This is a genomic window from Pseudomonas sp. B21_DOA, assembly GCA_030544685.1.
In the GTDB taxonomy this organism is placed as follows: Bacteria; Pseudomonadota; Gammaproteobacteria; order Pseudomonadales; family Pseudomonadaceae; genus Aquipseudomonas; species Aquipseudomonas fluorescens_AO.
Genome location: CP086683.1, coordinates 5,401,320 through 5,425,866 on the forward strand (window position 1 = coordinate 5,401,320; position 24,547 = coordinate 5,425,866).

General features: G+C 57.0%; 21 protein-coding genes and 5 pseudogenes. 13 read left to right on the forward strand and 13 right to left on the reverse strand.

Features of this window, described 5'->3' with window-relative positions:
• Nucleotides 1-141: 141 nt before the first annotated feature.
• The 6 genes from LJU32_25025 to acs all read right to left on the reverse strand — a co-directional run bounded on the left by LJU32_25025 (nucleotide 142) and on the right by acs (nucleotide 6,977).
• The gene (locus LJU32_25025) at nucleotides 142-906 is read right to left on the reverse strand and encodes an ATP-binding cassette domain-containing protein (GenBank protein WKV88598.1); all 765 of its coding nucleotides are present in this window, start codon (nucleotides 904-906) and stop codon (nucleotides 142-144) included.
• 27 nt (nucleotides 907-933) lie between these two features.
• Nucleotides 934-2,046: a M14 family metallopeptidase gene (locus tag LJU32_25030; GenBank protein WKV88599.1), complete on the reverse strand. Its 1,113-nt coding sequence runs from the start codon at nucleotides 2,044-2,046 to the stop codon at nucleotides 934-936.
• Nucleotide 2,047: 1 nt separating this feature from the next.
• Nucleotides 2,048-2,746: an ABC transporter permease gene (locus LJU32_25035; GenBank protein ID WKV88600.1), complete on the reverse strand. Its 699-nt coding sequence runs from the start codon at nucleotides 2,744-2,746 to the stop codon at nucleotides 2,048-2,050.
• Nucleotides 2,743-3,432, reverse strand: a complete 690-nt coding sequence (locus LJU32_25040; protein ID WKV88601.1) for an ABC transporter permease — start codon at nucleotides 3,430-3,432, stop codon at nucleotides 2,743-2,745. The genes LJU32_25035 and LJU32_25040 overlap by 4 nt, the downstream gene beginning before the upstream one ends.
• 91 nt (nucleotides 3,433-3,523) lie before the next feature.
• Nucleotides 3,524-4,297 (reverse strand): ABC transporter substrate-binding protein, encoded by a 774-nt coding sequence (locus LJU32_25045; GenBank protein ID WKV88602.1) that lies wholly within the window; start codon nucleotides 4,295-4,297, stop codon nucleotides 3,524-3,526.
• Between the two features lie 724 nt (nucleotides 4,298-5,021).
• The gene (gene acs / locus LJU32_25050; protein WKV88603.1) at nucleotides 5,022-6,977 is read right to left on the reverse strand and encodes an acetate--CoA ligase; all 1,956 of its coding nucleotides are present in this window, start codon (nucleotides 6,975-6,977) and stop codon (nucleotides 5,022-5,024) included.
• Nucleotides 6,978-7,398: 421 nt separating this feature from the next.
• On the opposite strand from acs, the gene LJU32_25055 reads away from it, so the two are divergent.
• The 4 genes and pseudogenes from LJU32_25055 (at nucleotide 7,399) to LJU32_25070 (ending at nucleotide 11,020) form a co-directional block, all read left to right on the forward strand.
• Nucleotides 7,399-7,659, forward strand: coding sequence for a DUF2790 domain-containing protein (locus LJU32_25055; protein ID WKV88604.1), 261 nt, complete (start codon nucleotides 7,399-7,401; stop codon nucleotides 7,657-7,659).
• Nucleotides 7,660-8,207: 548 nt separating this feature from the next.
• Nucleotides 8,208-9,456 (forward strand): annotated as a pseudogene (locus LJU32_25060) (ribonucleotide-diphosphate reductase subunit beta).
• A gap of 436 nt (nucleotides 9,457-9,892) precedes the next feature.
• Nucleotides 9,893-10,159, forward strand: coding sequence for a hypothetical protein (locus tag LJU32_25065; GenBank protein ID WKV88605.1), 267 nt, complete (start codon nucleotides 9,893-9,895; stop codon nucleotides 10,157-10,159).
• A gap of 327 nt (nucleotides 10,160-10,486) precedes the next feature.
• A complete protein-coding gene (locus tag LJU32_25070) occupies nucleotides 10,487-11,020 on the forward strand; it encodes a Bro-N domain-containing protein (GenBank protein WKV88606.1) in 534 nt (177 codons plus the stop codon).
• Between the two features lie 136 nt (nucleotides 11,021-11,156).
• Here LJU32_25070 and LJU32_25075 read toward each other — a convergent pair whose 3' ends face one another.
• Together LJU32_25075 and LJU32_25080 are read right to left on the reverse strand one after the other, a co-directional pair.
• Nucleotides 11,157-11,390 carry an HNH endonuclease gene (locus tag LJU32_25075; protein ID WKV91194.1) on the reverse strand — a complete coding sequence of 78 codons (234 nt, stop codon included), beginning with the start codon at nucleotides 11,388-11,390 and terminating at the stop codon, nucleotides 11,157-11,159.
• Nucleotides 11,390-12,172 (reverse strand): hypothetical protein, encoded by a 783-nt coding sequence (locus LJU32_25080; GenBank protein ID WKV88607.1) that lies wholly within the window; start codon nucleotides 12,170-12,172, stop codon nucleotides 11,390-11,392. The genes LJU32_25075 and LJU32_25080 overlap by 1 nt, the downstream gene beginning before the upstream one ends.
• Nucleotides 12,173-12,442: 270 nt before the next feature.
• On the opposite strand from LJU32_25080, the pseudogene LJU32_25085 reads away from it, so the two are divergent.
• Nucleotides 12,443-13,428 (forward strand): annotated as a pseudogene (locus LJU32_25085) (hypothetical protein).
• Nucleotides 13,429-13,431: 3 nt separating this feature from the next.
• Here the strand turns inward: LJU32_25085 and LJU32_25090 are convergent.
• The 3 genes from LJU32_25090 to LJU32_25100 form a co-directional block, all read right to left on the reverse strand.
• Nucleotides 13,432-14,622 carry a hypothetical protein gene (locus tag LJU32_25090; GenBank protein ID WKV88608.1) on the reverse strand — a complete coding sequence of 397 codons (1,191 nt, stop codon included), beginning with the start codon at nucleotides 14,620-14,622 and terminating at the stop codon, nucleotides 13,432-13,434.
• Between the two features lie 125 nt (nucleotides 14,623-14,747).
• Complete coding sequence (locus LJU32_25095; GenBank protein ID WKV88609.1) at nucleotides 14,748-15,425, reverse strand: hypothetical protein; 678 nt, start codon at nucleotides 15,423-15,425, stop codon at nucleotides 14,748-14,750.
• Between the two features lie 558 nt (nucleotides 15,426-15,983).
• A complete protein-coding gene (locus LJU32_25100; protein ID WKV88610.1) occupies nucleotides 15,984-16,799 on the reverse strand; it encodes a sulfite exporter TauE/SafE family protein in 816 nt (271 codons plus the stop codon).
• 109 nt (nucleotides 16,800-16,908) lie between these two features.
• On the opposite strand from LJU32_25100, the pseudogene LJU32_25105 reads away from it, so the two are divergent.
• From LJU32_25105 to LJU32_25120, 4 genes and pseudogenes are all read left to right on the forward strand, one after another.
• Nucleotides 16,909-17,674, forward strand: a pseudogene (locus LJU32_25105) (helix-turn-helix transcriptional regulator).
• A gap of 93 nt (nucleotides 17,675-17,767) precedes the next feature.
• Nucleotides 17,768-18,085 carry an XRE family transcriptional regulator gene (locus LJU32_25110; protein WKV88611.1) on the forward strand — a complete coding sequence of 106 codons (318 nt, stop codon included), beginning with the start codon at nucleotides 17,768-17,770 and terminating at the stop codon, nucleotides 18,083-18,085.
• A gap of 98 nt (nucleotides 18,086-18,183) precedes the next feature.
• Complete coding sequence (locus LJU32_25115; GenBank protein ID WKV91195.1) at nucleotides 18,184-18,495, forward strand: type II toxin-antitoxin system RelE/ParE family toxin; 312 nt, start codon at nucleotides 18,184-18,186, stop codon at nucleotides 18,493-18,495.
• Nucleotides 18,485-18,801 (forward strand): annotated as a pseudogene (locus LJU32_25120) (helix-turn-helix domain-containing protein). Before LJU32_25115 ends, LJU32_25120 begins: the two are co-directional and overlap by 11 nt.
• Here the strand turns inward: LJU32_25120 and LJU32_25125 are convergent.
• A pseudogene (locus LJU32_25125) lies at nucleotides 18,763-19,865 on the reverse strand (MBL fold metallo-hydrolase). The pseudogenes LJU32_25120 and LJU32_25125 sit on opposite strands and share 39 nt — an antisense overlap.
• 211 nt (nucleotides 19,866-20,076) lie before the next feature.
• Between LJU32_25125 and LJU32_25130 the strand changes: the two are divergent.
• Together LJU32_25130 and LJU32_25135 are read left to right on the forward strand one after the other, a co-directional pair.
• Nucleotides 20,077-20,685, forward strand: a complete 609-nt coding sequence (locus LJU32_25130) for a TetR/AcrR family transcriptional regulator (protein WKV88612.1) — start codon at nucleotides 20,077-20,079, stop codon at nucleotides 20,683-20,685.
• A 232-nt stretch (nucleotides 20,686-20,917) separates the two neighbouring features.
• Complete coding sequence (locus tag LJU32_25135; protein ID WKV88613.1) at nucleotides 20,918-22,237, forward strand: methyl-accepting chemotaxis protein; 1,320 nt, start codon at nucleotides 20,918-20,920, stop codon at nucleotides 22,235-22,237.
• 165 nt (nucleotides 22,238-22,402) lie between these two features.
• Here the strand turns inward: LJU32_25135 and LJU32_25140 are convergent, their stop codons facing one another.
• Nucleotides 22,403-22,729 (reverse strand): DUF2025 family protein, encoded by a 327-nt coding sequence (locus LJU32_25140; GenBank protein ID WKV88614.1) that lies wholly within the window; start codon nucleotides 22,727-22,729, stop codon nucleotides 22,403-22,405.
• Nucleotides 22,730-22,949: 220 nt separating this feature from the next.
• Here LJU32_25140 and LJU32_25145 point away from each other — a divergent pair, with 220 nt between their 5' ends.
• Together LJU32_25145 and LJU32_25150 are read left to right on the forward strand one after the other, a co-directional pair.
• Nucleotides 22,950-24,077: a glycerophosphodiester phosphodiesterase gene (locus tag LJU32_25145; protein ID WKV88615.1), complete on the forward strand. Its 1,128-nt coding sequence runs from the start codon at nucleotides 22,950-22,952 to the stop codon at nucleotides 24,075-24,077.
• Between the two features lie 157 nt (nucleotides 24,078-24,234).
• Nucleotides 24,235-24,540: a PepSY domain-containing protein gene (locus LJU32_25150; GenBank protein WKV88616.1), complete on the forward strand. Its 306-nt coding sequence runs from the start codon at nucleotides 24,235-24,237 to the stop codon at nucleotides 24,538-24,540.
• Nucleotides 24,541-24,547 lie beyond the last annotated feature (7 nt).

Sequence of the window (24,547 nt, forward strand, 5' to 3'; positions counted from 1 at the left end):
GCTCGCGAAGTCGGTGTATCAGTCAACATGATTGCTATCTGTACCACCGCTTTCGCGAGCAGGCTCGCTCCCACAAGGGATCTGAGCCAGCCAGAAGATCGCGAAGCATGACCTAATCTGGTGCACAACGGCAGCCCTGATTTATTTCAGGCTGCCCGACAGGAACTGCTGCAAGCGCTCCGACTGCGGGTTGACCAGCACTTCGCGCGGGTTGCCGCTTTCTTCGACGACGCCTTTGTGCAGGAACACCAACTGGTTCGACACTTCACGGGCGAAGCCCATTTCGTGAGTCACCACAACCATGGTGCGACCTTCCTGCGCCAGCGCCTGCATGACTTTCAGCACGTCGCCGACCAGCTCCGGGTCGAGGGCCGAGGTCGGTTCGTCGAACAGCATCACTTCCGGCTCCATCGCCAGCGCCCGGGCAATCGCCACACGCTGCTGCTCGCCGCCGGACATATGCCCAGGGAATGCATCCTTACGATGGGCCACGCCAACCTTGTTCAGGTAGTGCTCGGCTTTCTCGCGGGCTTCGGCCTTGGATACGCCGAGCACGTGCACCGGCGCTTCCATGATGTTTTCCAGCGCGGTCATGTGCGACCACAGGTTGAAATGCTGGAACACCATCGACAGGCGCGAACGCATGCGCTGCAGCTGCTTGGGGTCAGCCGCTTTCAGCGCGCCGTCCTTGTTCGCCACCAGTTTCAGCTCTTCGTTGTTGAGCAGAATCTTGCCGGCGTGCGGCTGCTCGAGCAGGTTGATGCAACGCAGGAAAGTACTTTTGCCGGAGCCACTGGAGCCGATGATGCTGATCACATCGCCGGCGGCGGCTTTCAGGGACACGCCCTTGAGCACTTCGTGACTGCCATAGCGTTTATGCAGGTCTTGGACTTCAAGTTTGTACATGCGGTCGGTTCTCACAAAAACAGTCAGTCAGTCGTTGAGCAAGCGCCCGTGACGCAGCGCTTCGCGCCCCGCCACCTTGGCCAGCCAGAAACCGGGTTGGGCATAGCGCAGCCGTTCAATGGCAAACAGCACCCCGGACGTACCAGCACACACCGTGCTGACCCGATCGGACACAGGGTCGATCACTTGAAAAATCTCGTCGCCCGCCTCGACCCATTCGCCGGGCTTGCGGGAAAAACTCACCACACCGGGGTGCGGCGCAAACAGCAATTCAGTGCCTTCGAACGGCATGCCTTCGCACGGTTCGAAGGCCGGGTTCGGCCACTCGCCAGTGATCAGGCCCTGCTCGGCGAGAAACGCGAGAATGCCTTCGGCGTAAGCCTCGGCTTCGACGCGGCCAGTGTCGGCCTGCCCGCCCAGCTCGATGGTCGTCGCCAGGCATGCCAAAGGAATCTGCGCGTCGGGGAACTGCCGCGACAGGCGCAGCCACGGCAACGAGCAGGCTTCGTCGAAGGAGCTGCCGCCGGAATCTTCCGCGAGCAAACCGACCTTGACGTTCAGGTGCGCCGACAATGAACGCCACTGCGGCCAGTGCTGCGGCAGCGCATACATGTGCAGCGCGGCTTCGGCATCGCAGTGCAGATCCAGAACCACGTCGGCGGTGCAGGCGTGGCTGAGCAGCACACGCTGCATGCCTTGCAACTGGCTGCTCGCTTCGGGCAATCCGGCCAGGTGGTCGGCCATTGCCTGACGGATCAGGCGCACGTTGGCATGCGGATCATCGCCGAGCCTGTCGCCCAGTGCCGCCGCTACCGGCGCGCTGAGCTCGACGAAGTCACGGTTGAAATTCTTGCCGCTGCCCGCCTCGAAACGGCCCTGGAAATTGCCTTGCAGCAATTGCCCGAGACCCAGAGGATTGGCCACCGGCACCAGCTCGATCACACCGTTGAGCAAGCCCTGCGCTTCGAGCTCGCCGAGGCGCTTTTTCAGCTCCCAGGCGGTGCGCATGCCCGGCAGTTCGTCGGCGTGCAGGCTGGCCTGAATGTAGGCCTTGCGCTCGCCGCTACCGAAACGGAAAACCGAGACTTTGCGCTCGCTGCCCAGGTGGCTCCACGGCAATACGTGGTCGATGCGTTGCATATCAGTGCTTCCGTGGCGCGAGGTAGCTCAACCAGCGACGCTCGGCCAGTTTGAACAGCTTGACCAGAATGAAGGTCAGGCACAGGTAGAACACGCCAGCGGTGATGTACGCCTCGAACGGCAGGTAGAACTGCGCGTTGACGGTTCGTGCCGCGCCAGTAATGTCGATCAGCGTCACGATCGACGCCAGACTGGTGGTCTGCAGCATCATGATCACTTCGTTGCTGTACTGCGGCAGCGCGCGGCGCAGGGCCGACGGCAGCAGAATGCGCTTGTACAGTTTGAAGCGCGACATGCCCATGGCCTTGGCCGCTTCGATCTCACCGTTCGGCGTAGCCTTGAGGCTGCCGGCGATGATTTCCGCGGTGTAGGCGCTGGTGTTGATCGCGAAAGCCAGACACGCACAGAACGTCGCGCTCGACAGCCACGGCCACAGGAAGCTTTCGCGCACCGCTTCGAACTGGGCCAGACCGTAGTAGATCAGGAACAGCTGAACCAGCATCGGCGTGCCACGGATCACGTAGGTGTACAGCCACGCGGCGCCGTTGACGAACGGGTTTTTCGAGACGCGCATCAGCCCCAGCGGCAACGCCGCGAGCAAGCCGAAGAACAGCGACAGCGCGAGCAGTTTGAGGGTGGTCAGCAGGCCGCCGAAGTACAGCGGCAGTGCCTCCCAGATGACGTTGTAGTCGAAGATCATAGATCAGCCGCCCTTACGCCTACCGAGTAGCGCTTCTCAAGGTGACGCAATGCCAGCAACGAAACACTGGTGATCACCAGGTACATCGCCGCCACTGCGAGGAAGAAGGTGAAAGGCTCGCGCGTGGCATCCGCCGCCTGCTTGGCCTTGAACATCATGTCTTGCAGACCGACTACGGAAATCAGCGCGGTGGCCTTGGTCAGTACCAGCCAGTTGTTGGTGAAGCCGGGAATCGCCAGGCGGATCATTTGCGGCACCATCACCCGGAAGAACACCTGAAAACTGCTCATGCCGTACGCCATGCCCGCTTCGGCCTGGCCCTTGGGAATCGCCATGAACGCACCCCGGAACGTCTCCGAAAGGTACGCACCGAAGATGAAACCGAGGGTACCGATACCGGCGGCCAGCGGGTTCAGGTCGATGTAGTCGTCATAGCCAAGCATTGGCGCGACGCGGTTGAGCAAGTCCTGACCGCCGTAGAAGATCAGCAGGATCAGCACCAGATCGGGAATGCCGCGGATCACCGTCGAATACAGGTCGCCCAGCCACGCCAGCCAGCGCACCGGCGACAGGCGCAACGCGACACCGATCAGCCCGAGAACGATGGCCAGAGCCATGGACGACAAGGCGAGCTGAAGCGTCAGCCATGCGCCATCGAGGATGACAGCCCCGTAGCCTTTCAACATGATTCAGGTCCTCGAAAGTTGGGATGAAAAAATGGCGCAAACCGCAGAGATTCTGTTGCTTGCGCCATTTCGGACTTGTCGCAGAGACGTCTTACTTGCCGTAGATATCGAAGGCGAAGTACTTGTCCTGGATTGCTTTGTATTTGCCGTTTTCGCGGATGGCCGCGATGGCCGTGTTGATCTTGTCTTTCAGGGCGTCGCCCTTGCGCACCGCGATACCTACGCCGTCACCGAAGTATTTGACGTCGGTGAAGGCCGGGCCAACGAACGCGAAGCCTTTGCCGGCGTCGGTTTTCAGGAAACCGTCGTCGAGCAGGGTAGCGTCAGCCACGGTACCGTCCAGGCGACCGGCAGCCACGTCGAGGTAGATTTCGTTCTGCGAGCCGTACGGCTTGATCTCGGCGCCCAGTGGAGCGAGAACTTCGCGGGCGAAACGCTCGTGGATCGAGCCACGCTGTACGCCGATGTTCTTGCCTTTCAGCTCAGCCAGACCCTCGCTGACCTGAGTGCCGGCCTTCATGACCAGACGCGCCGGGGTGTTGTAGTACTTGTTGGTGAAGTCGACCGACTTCTTGCGATCTTCGGTGATCGACATCGACGACAGGATCGCGTCGATCTTGCGCACTTTGAGAGCCGGGATCAGACCGTCGAACTCTTGCTCGACCCACACGCACTTGACCTTCATCTCTTCGCACAGCGCGTTGCCGATGTCGTAGTCGAAACCGACGATGCTGCCGTCCGGAGCTTTCGAAGCGAATGGAGGGTAAGCCGCTTCGATGCCGATCTTCACAGGTTTTTCGTCAGCGACGGCATTCAGCGACAGCACGGACAGTGCCAGGGCGCCAAGCAGCACAAGTTTCTTCATCTTGGGACTCCATCGGTAAAGGGCAAAAACGGCAGAGTGAGCGACAGCCCAATATGCGAATGGGTGAATCGGAAATCGGTTGCGCATCGGCGGGAAATTTCCCATTGAAACCGCAGGCGATTTCAACGTCGGCCACGATGAGCGAGTGATCGGCATTCTAACGACAGGCCCGAAGCCGATATTTCTTCAATGCGACAACTAATTACAGATGCACCGAGAAAGCGGTTTGAGCTCATTGACAGCTCTGCAATTTCATGCAAGAGCGAAAGACAGTGAACCGATACATATTGCAAGTTGCGGGCCCATTATTCGCAAACCCTTCTAATCCGGCAAGCGCAGCGTTGTGTCTTATTTTTCAGCGGTGGTTTTGAGGCTCTGGAATGGGGCGTTGCGTTTCCCTTCGCCCCGTTGCGGGGCAGGCGGTTACACATTGGGTTGTGGTGGGTAACAGCGGGAAAGGTCCTGCGGTGCAGGTCGATAATTATTGGTTGGCCAAATGATCGTTCCCACGAGGGACTACACCGGAGTCTGACAAATTGCCTTCGCTGGCAAGCCAGCTCCCACAGGGATTTGTGCCGGAACCGAAATCTGCAATACACCACAAAACCTGTGGGAGCTGGCTTGCCAGCGATGAGGCCAGCCCTACCAACACAAAACCAGCAGACACAAAAAAGCCCTGTCCGGCATACACCGAACAGGGCTTTTCAGCACATCAAACCGCTACTTAAGCAACATTCATGGTCTTGTGCGTATCAATCAAATGCTGCACCACACCCGGATCCGCCAGGGTCGAGATATCCCCCAGCCCGTCGTATTCCGCCGTGGCGATCTTGCGCAGGATACGGCGCATGATCTTGCCCGAACGGGTCTTCGGCAGCCCCGGCGCCCACTGGATCACGTCCGGCGAAGCGATCGGGCCGATCTCCTTGCGCACCCAGTTCTTCAGCTCCAGACGCAACTGCTCGGTCGGCTCCTCGCCGTTCTTCAAGGTCACATAGACATAGATGCCCTGCCCCTTGATGTCATGCGGCACGCCCACCACCGCAGCTTCGGCCACCTTCGGATGCGCGACCATCGCGCTCTCGATCTCGGCGGTGCCCATGCGGTGCCCGGAGACGTTGAGCACGTCGTCCACGCGCCCGGTGATCCAGTAGTAACCGTCGGCATCGCGACGCGCGCCGTCACCGGTGAAGTACATGCCACGGAAGGTCTTGAAGTAGGTATCAACGAAACGATCGTGATCGCCGTACAGCGTACGCGCCTGACCCGGCCACGAATCGAGAATCACCAGATTGCCTTCGGCCTCGCCCTCGATGATATTGCCGAGGTTGTCGACCAGCGCCGGCACCACGCCGAAGAACGGACGTGCCGCCGAACCCGGCTTCAGCGCGTGAGCACCCGGCAGCGGGCTCATCATGTTGCCGCCAGTCTCGGTCTGCCACCAGGTATCGACGATCGGGCAACGCGACTTGCCGACATTCTTGTAGTACCAGTCCCAGGCCTCCGGGTTGATCGGCTCACCCACCGACCCGAGCAGGCGCAGGCTGCTGCCATCGGCGCCTTCCACGGCGGCCTGACCCGAAGCCATCATCGCGCGGATCGCGGTCGGTGCGGTGTAGAGGATGTTGACCTTGTGCTTGTCGATGATCTTCGCCACCCGGGTGATGTCCGGGTAGTTCGGCACACCTTCGAACAGCACGGTGGTCGCGCCGTTGGCCAGCGGGCCGTAGACGATGTAACTGTGACCGGTGACCCAGCCGACGTCGGCGGTGCACCAGTAGATTTCGCCCGGGCGGTAGTCGAACACCCGCTCGTGGGTCATTGCCGCATACAGCAGATAACCGCCAGTGGTGTGCTGCACGCCCTTCGGCTTGCCGGTGGAGCCGGAGGTATAAAGGATGAACAACGCTTCTTCGGCGCCCATCTCTTTCGGCGCGCAGACGGTGCCCGCGACTTTCATCAGGTCTTCGTACCAGATGTCGCGATGCTGGTTCCACTTGATGTCGCCACCGGTGCGCTTGCACACGATGACTTTCTGGATGCTGCTGGTTTCCGGGTTGGTCAGGGCGTCGTCGACGTTGGCCTTGAGGGAAATCTTCTTGCCGGCACGGATGCCTTCGTCAGCGGTGATCACCACTTTCGAGCGGCAGTCGATGATGCGGCCGGCCAGGGCTTCCGGCGAGAAACCGCCGAACACCACCGAGTGAATCGCGCCGATCCGGGTACATGCCAGCATGGCGACCACGGCTTCGGGAATCATCGGCATGTAAATGGTCACCACGTCCCCACGGTGCACGTCCTGACCACGCAGGGCGTTGGCCAGTTTGCACACTTGCTCGTGCAGTTCGCGGTAAGTGATGTTGCGGCTTTCGGAAGGATCGTCACCTTCCCAGATGATCGCGACTTGGTCGCCGCGCTCGGCCAGATGACGGTCGAGGCAGTTGTAGGAAACGTTCAGGGTGCCGTCGGCAAACCACTTGATGTCGACGTGGTGATCGTCGAACGACGTCTGCTTCACCGTGGTGAAAGGCTTGATCCAGTCCAGACGCTTGGCTTGCTCGCGCCAGAAGCCGTCAGGGTTGACGACCGACTGCTGGTACATGGCTTTGTAGGTCGCCTCGTCAGTCAGCGTGTTTGCCAGAACCTCGGGACGAACGGGATACAGAGAAGCCGCACTCATCTTTCCTACCTCGGTGTAATAGTTGTTTTTGTATGACCCCGTTGTAGCCGGGTGGGGCCCATAGAACCATTCGACGATGGTAGTAACAAGCCCCTACAAAATGTCCGCATTCCATGTGGGAGCTGGCTTGCCAGCGATGCAGTCAACGCGATCCGTCAGGCAAACCCATCCGGCCAGACACCAAGACCTGAATCGATTGTTACCAAATCTATCAAAAGTGTTTATCAAAACCGCCCCTGTTTACCGACACCCCACCGCCCTAAAATTCACCTCGCCAACAAGGCAACCGCGATTAACAACGTTACAGCCCCCACGAAGGCCGTTAATCCAGCTCTCCAAGTAACGCATCAACTACTCAAGCTCCACACGCAACCCTAAAAGGTTGCGTGACCCCACTCGACCTCAAAAAGGTGAATTAGAAATGAAAGCTTTATTGGTTCTGGCCCTCAGCAGTCTGTGCGCAACCGCCATGGCAGACGAGGTCCCGACTGATGTCGCACAGCAACAACCGGTCATCGAGGAATACACTTACTCCACACATCTGGACATCGCCAAAGTTGTATCGATGAGCGAAATTCCAAATGTCTGCGAAGTTGTACCGGCAAAAATGGAATACGACGACTCCAAAGGCCAACGCCACATCCTGCGCTACAGCATCATGGGCAACGGCTGCACGAACTGAATCAGACTGCACCGAATCGGATCGCTCAGCGCTACATTGAGGGTCGATTCCAGCCCGGCTTCGGTCGGGCTCAGTTGTGTCTGGAGCCGCGAAAAAGGCTTGCAAAACACTAGATATAGTGAAAAACGCACTTTTCTGGCTATTTTTTAAACAAAAAACCACCTGCCAAAAAATTAACGAAAAAAAATCTGCTCGGGTCGATTCCGCGCAAAGCCCTGTAATCCCTCGGTCGGACCGAAATCCACCCCTCCTCGGCCTCGCCATGAGCCGATTCGCCGCACCACGCCGGTAAAAATTTCCCTATAATGCCGCCCTATACGGGTCAGCAATATTCCCTTACAGGGAGCAAAAGCCATTCTGAAGCCCCGCAACAGCGCCAGACGCTGATTGCGCCCATCAGAGGCTCTCGGAACCCGTCAAAATTTCTGTTATTTGCCTGCGTGCAGCGCTGCAAAAAACGACATCCAACGCGGCTTGTTTGGCCGTGTGAAAAACCAACCCATCAGGTTTCACACGGGCACAAGCCCTCACGCAGGAGACGACACGTCATGCTGAGCTGGGACGAATTCGATAAAGAAGACAGTGAAGTCGCAACCGTGAAAGGCGCCAACGCCGGCCACGCAAGCGAAGCCAACATGGACCGCCTCGACAACGCTGGCGGCGCCGCCGCGCTGGAAGCCCGCGCCGTCACCGCCGACGACTCGGCCGCCGTGGCCCGCGCCAAGGCTGCACTGAACTCCTCGACGTCGCCGAAGGCCTCGCCGAACTCGAAGGCGCCTCCGCCCGTGTCGCCGTTGACGAAAAGCGCATGATCAACTGCCGCGCCGACCTCAACCAACTCGTACCATTCAAGTACGACTGGGCTTGGCAGAAGTACCTGGACGGTTGCGCAAACCACTGGATGCCGCAAGAAGTCAACATGACCGCCGACATCGCCCTCTGGAAAAACCCGGAAGGCCTGACCGACGACGAGCGCCGCATCGTCATGCGCAACCTCGGCTTCTTCTCCACCGCCGACTCCTGGTTGCCAACAACCTGGTCCTGGCCGTGTACCGCCTGATCACCAACCCGGAATGCCGCCAGTACATCCTGCGCCAGGCTTTCGAAGAGGCGATTCACACCCACGCCTACCAGTACTGCATCGAATCGCTGGCCATGGATGAAGGCGAAATCTTCAACATGTACCACGAGATCCCATCGGTCGCGAAAAAAGCAGCCTGGGGCCTGAAGTACACCCGTTCGATCTCCGATCCGAAGTTCGAAACCGGCACCCCGGAAACCGACAAAGAGTTGCTGCGCAACCTGATCGCCTACTACTGCGTTCTGGAAGGCATCTTCTTCTACTGCGGCTTCACCCAGATCCTCTCCATGGGCCGCCGCAACAAAATGACCGGCGTCGCCGAGCAGTTCCAATACATCCTGCGCGACGAATCCATGCACCTGAACTTCGGCATCGACGTGATCAACCAGATCAAAATCGAAAACCCACACCTGTGGGATGCCGAAATGAAGGAAGAAGCGACCCAGATGATCCTGCAGGGCACCCAGTTGGAGATCGAATACGCCCGCGACACCATGCCTCGCGGCGTACTGGGCATGAACGCGGCGATGATGGAGGATTATCTGAAGTTCATCGCTAACCGTCGTTTGTCGCAGATTGGTTTGAAGGAAGAGTATCCAGGGACTACGAATCCGTTCCCTTGGATGAGCGAGATTATGGACTTGAAGAAAGAGAAGAATTTCTTTGAGACTCGGGTTATTGAGTATCAGACTGGTGGGGCGTTGAGCTGGGATTGATTGATATGGCCCTGCTGCTCCAATTGCAGCAGGGCCATAAAAATATCAAAAGGCTGTTATTCAGAAGGCAGAAACAAGAAACCCGCAGCAATCGCGCCAACGATTGCTGCGGGTCTTGACCGCACCATTGAACAGAAGCCCGAGGGTGCGGGCCGTGACTGGAAGAACTCAGATCACGATGCATTGGGAAAATGCGCGACGTGATTATAGACATCTTTCGGACGGTTACAACGGCCTCACGTCGGAGAATTCGTCATGAACGATTATCCGGTGGCACCGCCAGGATACAGAGCTGTTTTCTGTATGAGTTTCAAGCACTGGCGTAGCGGAAAAGACGTCGTTCGCAAAGACGGGCGTCCTTTCTGTTTTTTTGTGAAAGCCTAACCGTGCGGGACAGGCAACTGTCCCGTTCTATAATCACGTACAGAGAATTCCTATGAAGCAGACAATTATTGATGCAATCAGTAACTATCAAGTTTTAACGTTCACATACAGCGGTATTCCACGGGTAGTTGAACCGCATGCCGTTGGTCTTTCTCGCACTGGAAAAGAAGTAATCCGTTGCTTTCAAACCCATGGCGGCCATGTAACTCCAGGCCACGAATGGGATCTGTGCGAGCTCAATAAAATATCAGACCTGAAAACATCTGGCGCTACGTTCCATACTCCTCGACCAGGTTATCGTCGGGGGATAGCCACATGACTCATATTTTCGCGGAGCTCTGACGTTTCAAGTAAAGAAAAAAGCCCTGATCTGATCAGGGCTTTTAAATTTCCTGAAAAATAATTACATCCCTACATCAGCGCTCTAAATCTCCTACAGCACTTACAGCCGCTTCCCATTGAAGCCTGATACGAGCACTACTAAGCTCTAGCGCAGGTGCCTAAGAAACGCCCAACGTAGAAAGCTCGATCAGTGACACAGACGCGTAATTCGCCGGTGACAACTGCTCTGCTCGTTGGGATTTCTTAAGTCCGCTCTACGTTGGGGTCAGGCCCGCCCAAAATCCATAACGTAGAGGTCATAGATATGTCGGATCCATGCTCGGTAACTGTTTTCTCTCGCCACAATCTTTTTCTGCATGGCCTTCTATTAGAGAACCAGCCATGGTTCTCCGCCCGCGATGTCGGCCGCTTGATGGGTTTCCATCTGAATGAACGGGTGGTCAACAAGCTAGATAGCGACCAGCGCCGCGTTATGTGGATTGAGTACTTTCGAGAACCTGAACAGCATCTGATGCTCAGTGAGTCTGGGGTTTATGCGCTGTTGGTCTATCACTACGTTCCGGGAAATCGGTTATTGCGTGAATGGCTCACCAACGAGGTCGTGCCGACCTTGCGTGACGCTGCGGATTCAGGAGATTCAAATCGGCCAATGTTGAGCTTGTTGGATTGGCCGGAGATGTCGTTGAGTTTGCTGCATTGGCAGGATGAGGGCTGGATTCGGCTACGGGATATGCCGCACCTGTTAAATGATCAGACGCAGCGGAGAGCAACTACGATTCGACCTTGGTGGCGACGAGTTGCTCAGGCGTTCCAATCTTCGAAGCGCTCAATGGGCTAGGTGACGTGTTTATAGGAGCACTTTCGAGCCCCACGACTCTTCATAAGCAGTTCATGACAGCCATTCAATATCGACCGAGGGTTCGCACCCTCGGCGATCGTATGGGTAGGAAAAAGAACAACCGTGATTGGAATATTCAACCTTCAATTGCTTCCAACCGAAGCTTCAATCTCTGATTCACCAATGCGCCATGCACCCCAGAATGAATTTCCCGGTGACAACTTGGACATACAGCTGCCACATACCGTGGGTGGTCTAAACCACCATCGGAGAGCCTATTCACATGATGAGGTTCTAAATAGGGTATGCCATCTTTCTTCAAGAATGGAGCAGGCATCTCACAGCTTTCGCATATTCCCTGAGCACGCATCAATACGTAGAACGAGACCTTCCGGCTACGCTGATAAATCTTACGGGGGCGGATTGTCCGAATCCATCACTGCTAAGCTTACACGCAGCCACCGCGACCAGCCGCGCAGCAGCCAGAGACTCGGGAAGGTCAGCCTTGTCCTCGTACTCGTCACCAACTTCAATCGTTCCGCCAGAAATACCGACTGGGACTAGTCGAAAAACAATAGCCGCACGATCCTGGCCAGTTACATCAGGTTGAATCCGCGTGAACATATCTGCACAAGAAAATTCACCTACATAAGCGCAGCCTTTACCTTTGCCGAGTGACTTAAACAAATGCAGTGCTCGGCCGTCCACGGCATGCTCAGCAATGGCGCGGTTGCCACGAGTCAAAGTCATCGCACCTCGCTGTCCTTCACCCGTGTAAAGGTATGCGCCGTCGTCCCAACGATCTGCATAACCGTATTGTTCACCGCTATCGCCAGTAAACAAAAAAATCACTGGATAGATAGCTGACGCTGCAATGCCACTTTGGCGACTACCACCGAACGGCCCATTGATTTCAGTTTTTCGGTCATAAACAACCCCTGGCGTGAACTGCAACAAAAGCTCACCTTCTTCACGAGGTAACTCCACAATAGTGAAGCCTCGCTTCTTAAGGTAACTGTTGGTCGGATGCCCACCCGAAAAATCGCCTACCGCAACGCCAGTCGCCAAAGAGACAATTTTCTTCGCTGGATACAGGACCCCGCCCGCTTCAATGGCATAACGATGCGATTGGTTTTTTCCCAGCCTTGCCACTCAGGCCTACTCCGAAATTTGTGATCAAACTCCAGCATCGCGTTGCCTATTCGTTCCTTCGAGACCGCTTTGATCACCATGAGTGCCGCCCTTTGTAGTCAATGGCTGTAGGAAAATTCCTATAGTCGCCAAACTCCAAAAGGGTTTCAATACATGACAGAGCAAAGAGCCACTATTTCCAGGCGTTGCCTTTAATATCGGCGTGCTCCCCACCTGACTCGTTTACTCGTCTTAACGCGCCATCTTCTCCTCAAGGATCCGAGCCCCACCATGAAATTCGATCTCGCCTACTGCCTCAGCCTCGACGACAAGTTGTCGATCTATGACGTTCGCGATCTCAATTTCGATGAGACGGTGGCGTTTGACTCGGCGAAGGAACACTTCCAGTGCCCCAATGATGCCTGTCGCTCGGCGTTCGAGGCTTCCAATGAGTTGGGTACGTTTAACGCCAAGAACGTGAATTACGTGCGTACGCCGCACTTCAAGAATCTGCCCACGACGCAGCATGTGGCGGGTTGTCCGTATGCGAGTTTGAAGGCGTCGGCGTCTGGCGTTGAGACGGCGGATGGCGAGGTGGATGACGGGCGTGAGGAGCATTTCCCATCGGAGTTATTGCTGACCCGGCGTGAGTATGTGCGCAAGCCTGTCGCGCCAGCGGGGCGGCGGATGTGTTGCGGGATGATCCGGTGCGGGTGACGGCGGAGAGTGGTAAAGAGTCGGTGGGTCGTGAGTCGGCGCCGGACAAGACCAGTGTGTTTGCGCATCCGGTGGAGTGTTTTGTTTCGAACTTCGCCGACAAGGAGTTGCTCAAGCGGATGCCGTTGAAGGTCGGCGAGCATACGGCGCCGTACAGTTCGTTCTTCAAGAAGATCGAGTATCTGACGGACAACAAGGGGCTGATCTACTGGGGGCGGATCAAGAAGATCGAGGACTTCCACAGTGCCAGTTTTCGGATCGATTTCGAGGACAAGGTCTGGTTCAAGAAGCCCGAGGACAGCAAGAAGAAGCCGTATCCGGTCAGCGTTTATCTGAACAAGAAGCTGATCGACAACTACCGCAAGCGCAAGGCGTTTCTGGAGGAGATCAAGCACGCGGTGGATAGCGACAAGGCGTTGTTCTGTTTCTTCTATGGGGTGACGCCGGAGTTGAAGCAGGTACCCGGCAAGAAGAACCCCGAAAAGCCTTTCGAGGTCTTCAATGCCAATATCGAGAACCTGGATCACTTCATTATTCGTGAAGCGCCGGGGTTGGAGTGATGGCTAGCCTTGGGGCAGTTGCAGTTTTACGGCGCCAGGGTGTTGTTTGACTAGGGAGTACGGCAGGATCGACCAGTCAGGTCTATCACAAGAGCGTTGCACGCGAGCGAAGTACGCGCCGAGGTACAAGCCCTTCTCGGTGAAGTACCAAGGTGAAGTCCCCCAGATGCTTTCGTCCTGGAAGTTGCAGTCGTCATCTCCCGTCGGTGTCTTCATTTCTGTGGGGTACAGGGCCGTGAATTGTTTGATCACCCACGGCACCAACTCTTTGCTGACGTACTGATAGCGCGCGTTACTTTCGTCCTTGCTCAGAGGTTCGTCGCCCAAGCTGTCGCGTTCGGCATGTAAAAGTGGTTTGCCCTCACCGACCCACAGCACATCTTCGAGGGACAGCGGGTGGCCGGTTTTGACGTCAATGTTGAGCGGTGAATCGCCGAAGTCTGGATGCGCGCCGCCGCAGTAATAGCTGGTCGAGATGTTCAGGCTGACCACGGCTGGCGAGATCATTTTCGGTTGCACCTGTTGCATAAATTCGACGTTTTCGACGCCCTGCAGCTGGCAGCCGTGGTAACTGATGACTTCATTCCAGAGGCGTCCAAGCAACTGCTGGTTGACCCGTTGCTGATCATCTTTCGACAATCCGGACTCCACGCTGAACAGGGAAATCTTTGTCTCAGGCTCTGTCCACCATTGCAGGTCGTAGCCCATGAAGTTTTCTTTCTTCGCCGGTTTCAGTTTGAGTCCCTGCAGGCGCAAATAGTCGTAAGGCTCGCTGTAGGGCAAAGCGGCAATGAACGGCAAAGTTGATGAGGTGGGGGCGGTAAGTCTGGCCTCGATGAGTTTCACTGGCAGCTTCTTGCCCTGCGGACTTTTCCATTCGCCCTGCCAGCCGCTGCCGGTTTCTTCAAGTTCCAACGTTGACAGCGGCTTTTCGTCACCATAGCGATTATTGCCCTCGGTCAAGGTCAGCGTGCTGTTCTGCAACGCGCCACTGAGCGGCAAATCACGATGGTATTTTTCGTAGAAGTACCGACCGGTTACTTCGTCCTGCTGCGTGGTATTGAGCTCTACGACGATCGGCATTTTGCCCAACGTGCCGGTGAACACGCGTCGGCCATCATCGGCGTGGACACTTGGAATCAGCGAGAACAGCACAGAAGCGCATGGCGCCAGGCGCATCAGTCCCTTGAGCATTGATCGTTCCTTGAAAGAGTCAGAGGTCGCGCCGGCATTTGAGGGCCGGCGCGGATAAATTCGCGGCGATTATGGCGGGGTTGTGGTCGGGAATCGAGGGGCTGCGCAGGAAAGTAAACGCCACGTCAAGGCAGTTGCAGTGCAACCCCGCCCGGATGTTGTTTGACGATTGTGTACGGCAGAACGCTCCAGTCGACGAATCCGCAGACCGCCGCGACGTGGGGAAATGATGGCTCGAGCTTGATGCCCAGTTCCGTGAAGTGCCAACCAGGAAATTGCCAGGGATAACTCTCGTCGTAGTTGCAGTCGTTTTCGCCTTCGAGGGTAACTGTCATTTCACTGGAGTAGAGTTTCAGCAACTGCGCGACCAGCCAGGGTGCCAGTTCCTCACTGCGGTAGTTAGACCAGGAATCAGACGAGCCGGACGCCTCCCCGCCGAAGTCGCCCTCTCGTTGGAAATGCAATGGCTTGCCCCGCCCCACCCACAAAACATCATCAAGGGTCAGGAGTCTGCCTGTTTTAGTGTCGAAGTTGAGCGCATCCTGGCTTTGATCCGGATAGGCACCGCCGCAGAAATAATCTGATGAAATCAGAACACTCATCACTGTTGACGACATCCACAGCGGTTGGCTCGACTGCGCGTAACTGCCTGAACATCCATAAGACGACAATACCTCGCTCCACAAACGCGCCATCAATTGTTGGTTGATGCGTCGACGCTCTTCAAGGGAATAACCCGAGACCACTTCAAACAGAGAAGTGCCTGTCTTCGGCTCGCTCCACCACTGCAGCGTGTAGCCCATGAAGGTGTCGATGTTGCCTTTTTGAGTGTAACGCCCTGCAGCCGCAGGTACTCATAAGGGTACTTGTCGTGAAGTGTGGTGAAAAAGGGCAAGGCATCATCCGCTACATCGGGGATGACGGCTGGCTGTAACTTGATCTTCAGGCTTTTCCCAGCGGTGCTCGTCCAATCGCCATACCAACCATCAGTTGTCGGCTGCAGACGCAAGGTCGGGCGTGAGTCTTCCATCCGCGAGCCTTCCTCCAGCACAAGCGTTTCCCCGTCCGGAGCACCGTCGAGTGGTAGATCCTTGCGGTACTTCTTGTAAAAGTAACGTCCCTCTCCGGTACGAGGATTTATTTCGAGGACGATAGACGATTTACCCAACGTGCCGGTGAACAACTGCGCGCCGGTCTCGGCCCAAGTTGCCGTCGAGACAAAAGAACCCGTTAGAAAAAAACAGCAAAAATACGTAACAGTCCTCGGTACATCATTTCATCCCTGAATAAACGAGCAGCTGCCTGCGAAAGTAGCTGCGGATTATGGCGAGCTTGCGCGCTGGAATCGAGCGCCGTCGCGCTCAGCTCAAGCACAAGCTGATCATCACCACCATAAGTAAACCGATGTACGCGCGCGCATGCACCCGATCCGGTATCCGCCCAATCCATCGCGCAGCCAATCTGATCCCCAACAACGAGCCAACCGTCAGCACTGCAAACGCCAGGACATCGACATATCCGATATACCAAACACCCAGATCAGACTCAGTGAAACCGGCCAGCGCCATGTACGTCAGCGTCCCGGCCAGCGCTACCGGCACGCTGAGCGGATTGGCCATGGACGTCGCTTGCGACATGCTCAGCCCGCAACGGCGCAGCAGCGGCACGGTCATGACGCTTCCTCCTACGCCGAGGAACGTCGCGATGGCGCCGATGCCTACGCCGCCGGCGGATGTTTCTGTTGAGGTCAGTCGCCGTGGGAATGTGGTTTGGGACTGTGTGAGAAATCCTCGGCGCAGCAGGCAATCGACGATGGTCACGCCCAGATAGGTGATGAAGGCGTAGCGGATCACTTGGCCGCTGACCCACATCGCAGCGATGGCACCGACGACCGCGCCTACGCCGATAAACCCGCCCAATGGCCAGAGGTAGTCCCGGAGCAGATTGCCCGCGCGCTGGTGTTTGCGCGTGGCGATGAGGGCGTTGACGATCATCACGCAGGTCGAGGTGGCCACGGCGATGTGCATGGCCGATTGCGCGATGGGGTCGTCGGCTGCGTGGCTGGCGGTGAGCATGCGATAGAGCAGCGGCACGATGACGAAGCCGCCGCCGAAACCGAAGAGCACGGCGCTGATGCCGGTGAGGCAGCCGAACAATGTAAGCAGGAGGTAGAACATGGTGAGCGTCCAGAACCGGGAGCCGTGACATTAGTGCGGCAGGCATTGGCCGGCTTCAGCAGTTGGGCCAATAATGTTCGCGTTTACGCCAATCGCTGGAACTCGCCTGATGCGCAATATTTCGATCAATCAGCTTGATGACACGCCTCGCCCGGTCGTGGCCATCGGTACCGATTATTCCCACGGCCACCTACTCCCGTTTCATACGCATCGACGTGGGCAATTGCTCTACGGCGCCACTGGTGTAATGCGGGTCAGTACTCAGAGCGGCAACTGGGTGGTGCCGCCGCAGCGTGCAGTGTGGATTCCGCCGGGAGTCGCCCACGAAGTATTGATGCTAGGGGTGAGCACGCGCAGCCTCTACATTGAACCGTGCACGGTGGATTTGGGCCCGAAGTGCCAAGTGCTCAACGTGTCGGCGCTGCTGCGGCATTTGCTGATGGAGGCGGTGGACGTGCCGCTGATGTACGACCAGGCCGGACGCGACGGTGTGCTGATCAACTTGCTGTTGCATGAACTGACACGCAGTGCCCCCTTCCCCTACACATTCCTATGCCCGTCGAAGGAAAGCTCCTCAGTCTATGTCAGACCTTTCTGAACATGCCCAACACCCATCAATCCCCGCAGCATTGGGCGGACCAGTTACACATAAGCTTGCGTACCTTTAACAGATTGTTTCGGCAGCAGACCGGGCTCAGCTTTCGTCAGTGGCGCCAGCAGGCGTGCGTCGTGCAGGCGTTGGCACGGTTGGCGGCGGGGAAGCGGTGACGCGGATTGCTCTGGACTTCGGCTACGAGAGCCCGGCGGCGTTTTCGACGATGTTTCGGCGTGTGCTGGGACAGGCACCGTCCGTCTGGTTGGAGCCGACGAACTAGGCAAATTCGAAAAATGCGTTTGATCCCGGCCGAAAACAACTGTACAAAAACACAGTACATTTTCAATCAGCACTTTTGAGCCCGGAGCACACCATGGCCTCTCTTGCGATGAACCACGTCCTCGAACGCATTGCACTTTTCCAGTTCACCCCGACCCACTGCGTCCAAGCCCGCGCCATGCTGGGCTGGAGTGTTGAACAACTGTCGCGCGAGGCCGAGGTGGCAGTGGCAGATATCCAGCGTTTCGAAGCGCAGCAGGACGTGGCGGACGCCGCAAGACTGGCACTGGCTTATCGGTTTGAAGCGCAGGGGTTGGTGTTCTTCCCGGGGTTTGCACCGGGGCGCAGTGTCAGGGCGCAGGGGATGGCGGGGGAATCGGTGGGGCGTGGGGATTTTGCGATGGCTGACTGAAACGGCAATTTGATAATTATTCCAAAATAGGTATATTTCGCATGAGTGCAAGGAAGCCGCTTATGTGGGTCTGCAGTAGTAAAAAAGATCTCAAGCAGATGCCCACAGAGGTACAAGACGTTTTTGGTCACGCACTGGATCTGGCTCAACGTGGCCTGAAGTATTCAGATGCAAAACCAATGAAAGGGTTCGGAGGCGCAGGTGTCCTGGAGTTGATAGAAGACTTCGACACCGACACCTACCGCGCCATTTATACGGTTCGTTTTGGCAGTGCAATTTACGTTTTGCACTGCTTTCAGAAAAAGTCGAAAAGCGGGATTAAAACCGCCCAGTCGGACATTGATCTGATCAGAAACAGACTTCGAGCCGCCCAGGAACATGCGAAAGGATCAGAAAACCATGGAGATTGAAGTAGGTAGCGGAAACGTCTATCACGATCTGGACTTACCCAATGCAAGTGAAATGCAGGTGAAGTCGCAGCTCGCAGCGAAAATTGGCGCAATCATTAAGGCGCGTCATCTCACTCAGATTCAGGCGTCAGAAATCTTGGGACTATCACAACCCAAGCTTTCCGAAATGTTGCGTGGCAAATTTCGCGGAATCAGTGAGGCCAAAATGATGGAATGCCTTTCACGTCTCGGACGAGATGTGCAAATTGTAGTCAAATCGGCCCCCGATCACGGAAAGAGGGCCGTATTGAGGTGGTATTCGCTTGAGGCGAACGCGTCAGGCATTCTGAGCAAGCGCCTCCCCTCCTCTTCAACCGCCATCCACCACGCACTCCCCCGTTGTGGATGCGCAAGGTTGAACGCCTCCCCATCCGCGGTGTGGTAATCGCAATACTGCGTTCCCATGCAAGCGCAAGGATGCGATCAAAAGGTTCATGCCAGGCGTGCATGGCCAGGTCGAAGGTGCCGTTGTGGATCGGGAAGAGCCAGCGGCCCTTGAGGTCGATGTGGGCTTGCAGGGTTTCTTCCGGTTGCATGTGCACGTGGGGCCATTCGACGTTGTAGGCGCCGGTTTCCATCAGGGTCAGGTCGAACGGGCCGTATTGTTCGCCGATGCGTTTAAAGCCGTCGAAGTAACCGCTGTCGCCGCTGAAAAAGATTCGTGTGTCGGCGTCGATCATCACCCATGACGCCCACAGCGTGCTGTTGCCGTCGAACAGGCCACGGCCGGAGAAGTGCTGCGATGGGGTGGCGATGAAGCGGATACCGGCGATTTCGGTGCCCTGCCACCAGTCGTACTGGCGCACCTTGCTGGCGTCGATGCCCCATTTGATCAGGGTGTCGCCCACGCCCAGCGGGGTCAGGAAGTACGTGGTTTTGTTGGCGAGTTTGAGTACCGCTTCGTAGTCGAGATGGTCGTAATGATTGTGGGAGAGGATCACCGCTTCGATCGGCGGCAGTTCGTCGATGCTGATCGGTGGTTGGTGGAAGCGTTTCGGGCCAGCCCATTGCACTGGCGAGGCGCGCTCGGCGAACACCGGGTCGGTGATCCAGAATTTGTCGCGCATCTTCAACAAAAGCGTCGAGTGTCCCAAGCGGTAAACGCTGTGATTGGGCGCTGCGAGCAGATCTTCACGGGTCAGCGGCTGTACAGGAATGGCGGCGCTCGGACGGGTGTCGCGCGGTTTGTGAAAAATCATGTTCCACATGATCCGCAGCATTTTGCGCAGGCCTTCGCGCTGAACCGGCGCATGATTGCGAAACAGCCCTTGATCCTGGCGCGAGGCTTCAGGCGTGGGAGTGTTTTCCGGGAGAGAGACTGGATTGGCCATGACTGAACGACTCCGAAAAACCGTGTGCTGCACGGTATTCCACGGGAAATGAAAATGGCCAGGCTGCACGCAAAGGCCAAACGCTCTAGTTTGTAAGGTACGAGGATTAACGCAACATTACACTGAGCGGTGTAGTTTCTAGGTTGCATCAAAGCCGACGACAAGTAAACTGCCGAGTGTAATTTCCTCCCTTCTCTGCCGAAGCCCGCTCATGACCGCTCCACAACGCCTCACCGATCGCAAACGCGAAGCCATCATCCAGGCAGCGATCGCCGAATTCCGTGCCCACGGGTTCGAAATCACCAGCATGGACAAGATCGCCGCCACGGCGGGGGTGTCGAAGCGGACGGTGTACAACCACTTCCCGAGCAAGGAAGAGCTGTTCGCCGAGATCCTTAATCAGCTGTGGGCGCGGATCATTGCCGAGCCATCGGTGAGCTACGACCGCGAGCGACCGCTGCATGAGCAGCTGCGCCTGATGCTGCGAGAAAAAGTGCAGATGATGGCTGACGAGAATTTTCTCACCCTCGCCCGGGTGGCGATTGCCGCGACCATTCATTCCCCTGAACGTGCGCAGAACATGATCGAGCGCATGGGCGAGCGCGAGGAAGGCCTGACCGTCTGGATACGCGCGGCGCAAGCCGACGGACGGCTCAAGCCGGTGGATCCAGAGTTTGCCGCGCATCAAGTGCAGGGGTTGCTCAAGGCATTCGCGTTCTGGCCGCAGATCTCGCTGGGTCGCGCGGCCCTTGATCCAGACGCGCAGAATGCAGTTGCCGAGTCGGCGCTGGAGATGTTCCTGGCACTGTATCAGCGGTGAATCACCGACAGCGTCGAGCCGCGTACAACTAATCTCACAAAAAGTTATACAAACTCGCGAAAAATTCCTTTCTTGTACAACTTTATTAAGTTTTGTATAAGTAGCCATCTGCCAGTAACGGAACGCTGGCATTGAGCAGCCACCACCGAATGCCGTCTGTGCATTTCGGTCTGCCGGCGCAGGAATAGGGACTGAATCCTTTTGATTTTTCCCACTCCCGAGTATCGCAAGCATGTTTTTCAACCGCCACAAAGCCGCCCTCGAAGATCTGCAACACACCGTTTTTGACCAAGCTGCAATGCTCGAAGCGATCAACCGTTCGATGGCGGTGATCGAATTCGATCTTGATGGCGTGGTGTTACGTGCCAATGACAACTTCCTCAAGACCATGAGTTACACGGCTGCGCAGGCGATCGGCCAGCCACACCGGCATTTCTGCACGCCAGAGTTCGGTCGCAGTGCACAATACACTGAGCTGTGGTCGCGCCTGAAAAACGGTCAGTTCCAATCCGGCACTTTTGAACGAGTCAACAGCCAAGGCCAGCCGATCTGGCTGGAGGCCAGTTACAACCCGATCAAGGATGCGTCGGGACGGGTGGTCAAAGTGGTCAAATACGCGATGGACGTCACCGCCAAGGTGCAGCAGGAGAACGAGGCCAACGCCAAGCTGCAGGCGATCGATCGCGCGATGGCGGTGATCGAGTTCGATCTCGACGGTAACATTCTTACTGCCAACCAGAACTTTCTCATGCGCATGGGTTACAACCTCGCAGAGCTAAAAGGCCAGCATCACCGCTTGTTCTGCACCCCGGCGCTGGTCAACAGCAGTGCCTATCAGGATTTCTGGCGCCGCCTGAATCAGGGCGAGTTCTTCCACGGGCAGTTCGAGCGCGTGGATAAACGCGGTCAGATCGTCTGGCTGGAGGCCAACTACAACCCGGTCTACGACGCTTCGGGGCGTTTGTACAAAGTTGTGAAGTTCGCGTCTGACGTTACCGCCCGTGTCGAGCAACACGAGCAGGACGCGCGCAGTGCCAGCACCGCTTATCACATCTCGGTGGCGACGCGAAAAGTCGCCGAGCAAGGTACGCAGGTGATTCAACAGGCTGCCAGCGAAATGCGCGAAATCGCCGAGGACATCAGCCAGTCTTCAACTCTGATCGCGCAACTGGGCGAACGCTCTGAACAGATCACGGCCATCGTCAACACCATCCGCGCGATCGCCGATCAGACCAACCTGCTCGCCCTGAATGCTGCCATCGAAGCGGCGCGCGCCGGTGAACAGGGTCGCGGTTTTGCCGTGGTGGCCGATGAGGTCCGGCAACTGGCGGCGCGCACCAGCGGCTCCACAGCGGAAATTTCTACCATGATCAGTCTGATCCAGAGCGAAACACGGCAGGCGATCAAGAGCATGCAAGGCACCCGCGACCGCGCCGCAGAAGGCGTGGAATTGGCCAATCAGGCCGGGACGGTGATTCTGCAGATTCGCGACGGCGCCAGCGAGGCAGTGGATGCGGTGAGCATGTTTGCCAATGAGCGGGTGCCGGGGTGATCGGGACTGACATGAGCGCGTGACTGGATCGCAATTGCGGCTGGCGGTGAACCGAGGAGTGGCCTTCGCGAGCAGGCACGCTTCCACAGGGATTTTGTGAACGCCACAGATCCAATGTGGGAGCGAGCCTGCTCGCGAAGAGGCCCGCAACCCCACCGCAAAACCTCAACCGCGCACCAGACTCCGCACCGCCACAATCTCTGGCACTTCAGCCCTGCTCATGTAAACCCGCAACGGTTCGGTGATGTTGATGCGGTCGTCGATGTGTTGATCGAGCAACAACTGAATCAACTCGCGCCTGAGCGTCATGGTGGTGTCCGACGCCGTCGCCCAGACGAATTCACTGGCCGGGATGATGCCGTCGTCAGCCACGTCCATGCCGAAGGAATCTTCGCTGAAGCGCACGATATATTGGCTGGTCTTGCGGTTGAGGCCGACGAAGCCTTTGAGATCGTCGGCGGCCTGGCAGATGAGTTGGGAGGTGATGCGCATGGTAAACCTCACGAAAGATGATCGATGGTTTACACGCAGGGCAACGCAGCGGCGCGCCCTCTGCCGGGACGTCTGCCGAGGGCAAGCCTACTGCAAACAGCGCCACAAAAGTGCAGGAAATTTCCGTTTTGCTCGGTTTATGTCGGTCTGGCGATAGCCCTGCGGCGCTTCAGTTGTTAAAAGATACGTCTCGAAAAATACCTGCGAAAGGAACTCGACCATGCCTGCCACTTTTACCCGAAGCGCTCTGGTGCTGAGTCTGTTGATCGGCCTCGGTCAGGCGCACGCCGCCAGCCATCCCGAGCCCAAGGCAATCGCTGCCGCCCATGGCATTCCGCATCCGGCGGTGATCGCCCACCGTGGCGCGTCGTTCGATGCCCCGGAATCCACCGCTGCGGCCTACAAACTGGCCCGTGACCTCGGCGCCGATTACCTGGAGATGGATTTGCAGCGCAGCAAGGACGGCGTGCTCTTCGCCCTGCACGACGACAACCTGCAACGCACCACCGACGTCGCCAGCAAATTCCCCGAGCGCAAGGACAGTCCGGCCACCGCGTTCACCATGGCCGAACTGAAAACCCTCGATGCCGGCAGCTGGTTCAACACCAAATACCCTGACCGCGCACGCCCCTCCTACGCCGGACTGAAAATTCTCACCCTCGATGAAATCATCGACATTGCCCGCGCCAACCCGCAGCACAAACCGGGCCTGTACATCGAAACCAAAGAGCCGCAGCTGTTTCCCGGCATCGAACATGACCTCAAGGAAAAACTTCAGGATCGCGGTTGGCTGAGCCCGGCCGGTTCGAAACTGGCGAAAAGTGCGCTCGGCGTCGGTCAGGGCAAAGGCAAGGTGATCCTGCAGACCTTCGATAAGAACAGCCTGCAATTGCTGGAAAAGGAAATGCCGCAAGTGCCGAAGATCCTGCTGTTGTGGGTCGGCGAAGGCAGCATCGAGCCTAAATCCGCCGTGACGTTTGCCGCGTCCGGCGAGAAAGACAAAAACGTGTTCTACGGCAAGCAGGAACCGAAGTCGGAAGCTGAATTCAAGCAGTGGGTCGACTACGCCAAAGCTCAGGGCGCGATCGGCACCGGCCCTTCGGCGAAGCTGACTCATGGTGGAGATCAGAGCTACTCCGACCTGGTGCAACCGTGGATGAATCAGTACACCCACGATCAGGGCATGCTGGTGCACGTTTATACGGTCGACGAGGCGGTGGACTACGAGAAAGTCATGGCGGCGGGGGTTGATGGCATCTTTACCAACCGCGCCAGTGAATTGTTGAAGTTTTATAAGCGTCCGGTTGTTGGCAGTGTTGATGAGGTTTTGAAGAAGAACGGTTTCTGACTGGTTATCGAGTCGCCTGCTTCGCGAGCAGGCTCGCTCCCACAAAAGAGCAGTTTTATCGCGAAGCAGAGATTTAAGGGTGAGTTAAGTTGCGCTGGTTAATCTGAACCCACTTACACAGATCAACCACTTCAACGCACTGCCAAGGAATGAACCGATGAAAACTTTGACTGCCCTGTTTACCGCCGCTGCCCTGACCCTCACCGCTGGCCTGGCTCAGGCTGATGTTCGCATCGACCAAGTGCCGCAACTGGTCAAGGACGGCAAGATCAAGTCGCTGGAATCGATGAACGCCGAAGCACTGAAATTGCACCCGGGCGCAACGATTACCGACACCGACCTGGATAACCACTTCAACGGTTACGAGTACGAAGTTGAACTTAAAACCGCTGACGGCAAAGAGTTCGACGTGGACTTTGACGCCACCACCGGTAAAGTGCTGAGCAACAAGCAAGACACTTGATAGACCG

Bases quoted from the DNA above. Each gene is read 5' to 3' on its own strand.
- LJU32_25065 (WKV88605.1), top strand. From the start codon at position 9,893: ATGAAGCAGACAATTATTGATGCAATCAGTAACTATCAAGTTTTAACG.
- LJU32_25140 (WKV88614.1), bottom strand. From the start codon at position 22,729: ATGCGCATCACCTCCCAACTCATCTGCCAGGCCGCCGACGATCTCAAA.
- LJU32_25100 (WKV88610.1), bottom strand. From the start codon at position 16,799: ATGTTCTACCTCCTGCTTACATTGTTCGGCTGCCTCACCGGCATCAGC.
- LJU32_25145 (WKV88615.1), top strand. From the start codon at position 22,950: ATGCCTGCCACTTTTACCCGAAGCGCTCTGGTGCTGAGTCTGTTGATC.
- LJU32_25095 (WKV88609.1), bottom strand. From the start codon at position 15,425: ATGGGCTACACGCTGCAGTGGTGGAGCGAGCCGAAGACAGGCACTTCT.
- LJU32_25090 (WKV88608.1), bottom strand. From the start codon at position 14,622: ATGCTCAAGGGACTGATGCGCCTGGCGCCATGCGCTTCTGTGCTGTTC.
- LJU32_25055 (WKV88604.1), top strand. From the start codon at position 7,399: ATGAAAGCTTTATTGGTTCTGGCCCTCAGCAGTCTGTGCGCAACCGCC.
- LJU32_25150 (WKV88616.1), top strand. From the start codon at position 24,235: ATGAAAACTTTGACTGCCCTGTTTACCGCCGCTGCCCTGACCCTCACC.
- LJU32_25030 (WKV88599.1), bottom strand. From the start codon at position 2,046: ATGCAACGCATCGACCACGTATTGCCGTGGAGCCACCTGGGCAGCGAG.
- LJU32_25025 (WKV88598.1), bottom strand. From the start codon at position 906: ATGTACAAACTTGAAGTCCAAGACCTGCATAAACGCTATGGCAGTCAC.
- LJU32_25070 (WKV88606.1), top strand. From the start codon at position 10,487: ATGTCGGATCCATGCTCGGTAACTGTTTTCTCTCGCCACAATCTTTTT.
- LJU32_25075 (WKV91194.1), bottom strand. From the start codon at position 11,390: ATGCGTGCTCAGGGAATATGCGAAAGCTGTGAGATGCCTGCTCCATTC.
- LJU32_25040 (WKV88601.1), bottom strand. From the start codon at position 3,432: ATGTTGAAAGGCTACGGGGCTGTCATCCTCGATGGCGCATGGCTGACG.
- LJU32_25135 (WKV88613.1), top strand. From the start codon at position 20,918: ATGTTTTTCAACCGCCACAAAGCCGCCCTCGAAGATCTGCAACACACC.
- acs (WKV88603.1), bottom strand. From the start codon at position 6,977: ATGAGTGCGGCTTCTCTGTATCCCGTTCGTCCCGAGGTTCTGGCAAAC.
- LJU32_25130 (WKV88612.1), top strand. From the start codon at position 20,077: ATGACCGCTCCACAACGCCTCACCGATCGCAAACGCGAAGCCATCATC.
- LJU32_25035 (WKV88600.1), bottom strand. From the start codon at position 2,746: ATGATCTTCGACTACAACGTCATCTGGGAGGCACTGCCGCTGTACTTC.
- LJU32_25115 (WKV91195.1), top strand. From the start codon at position 18,184: ATGCCCACAGAGGTACAAGACGTTTTTGGTCACGCACTGGATCTGGCT.
- LJU32_25110 (WKV88611.1), top strand. From the start codon at position 17,768: ATGGCCTCTCTTGCGATGAACCACGTCCTCGAACGCATTGCACTTTTC.
- LJU32_25045 (WKV88602.1), bottom strand. From the start codon at position 4,297: ATGAAGAAACTTGTGCTGCTTGGCGCCCTGGCACTGTCCGTGCTGTCG.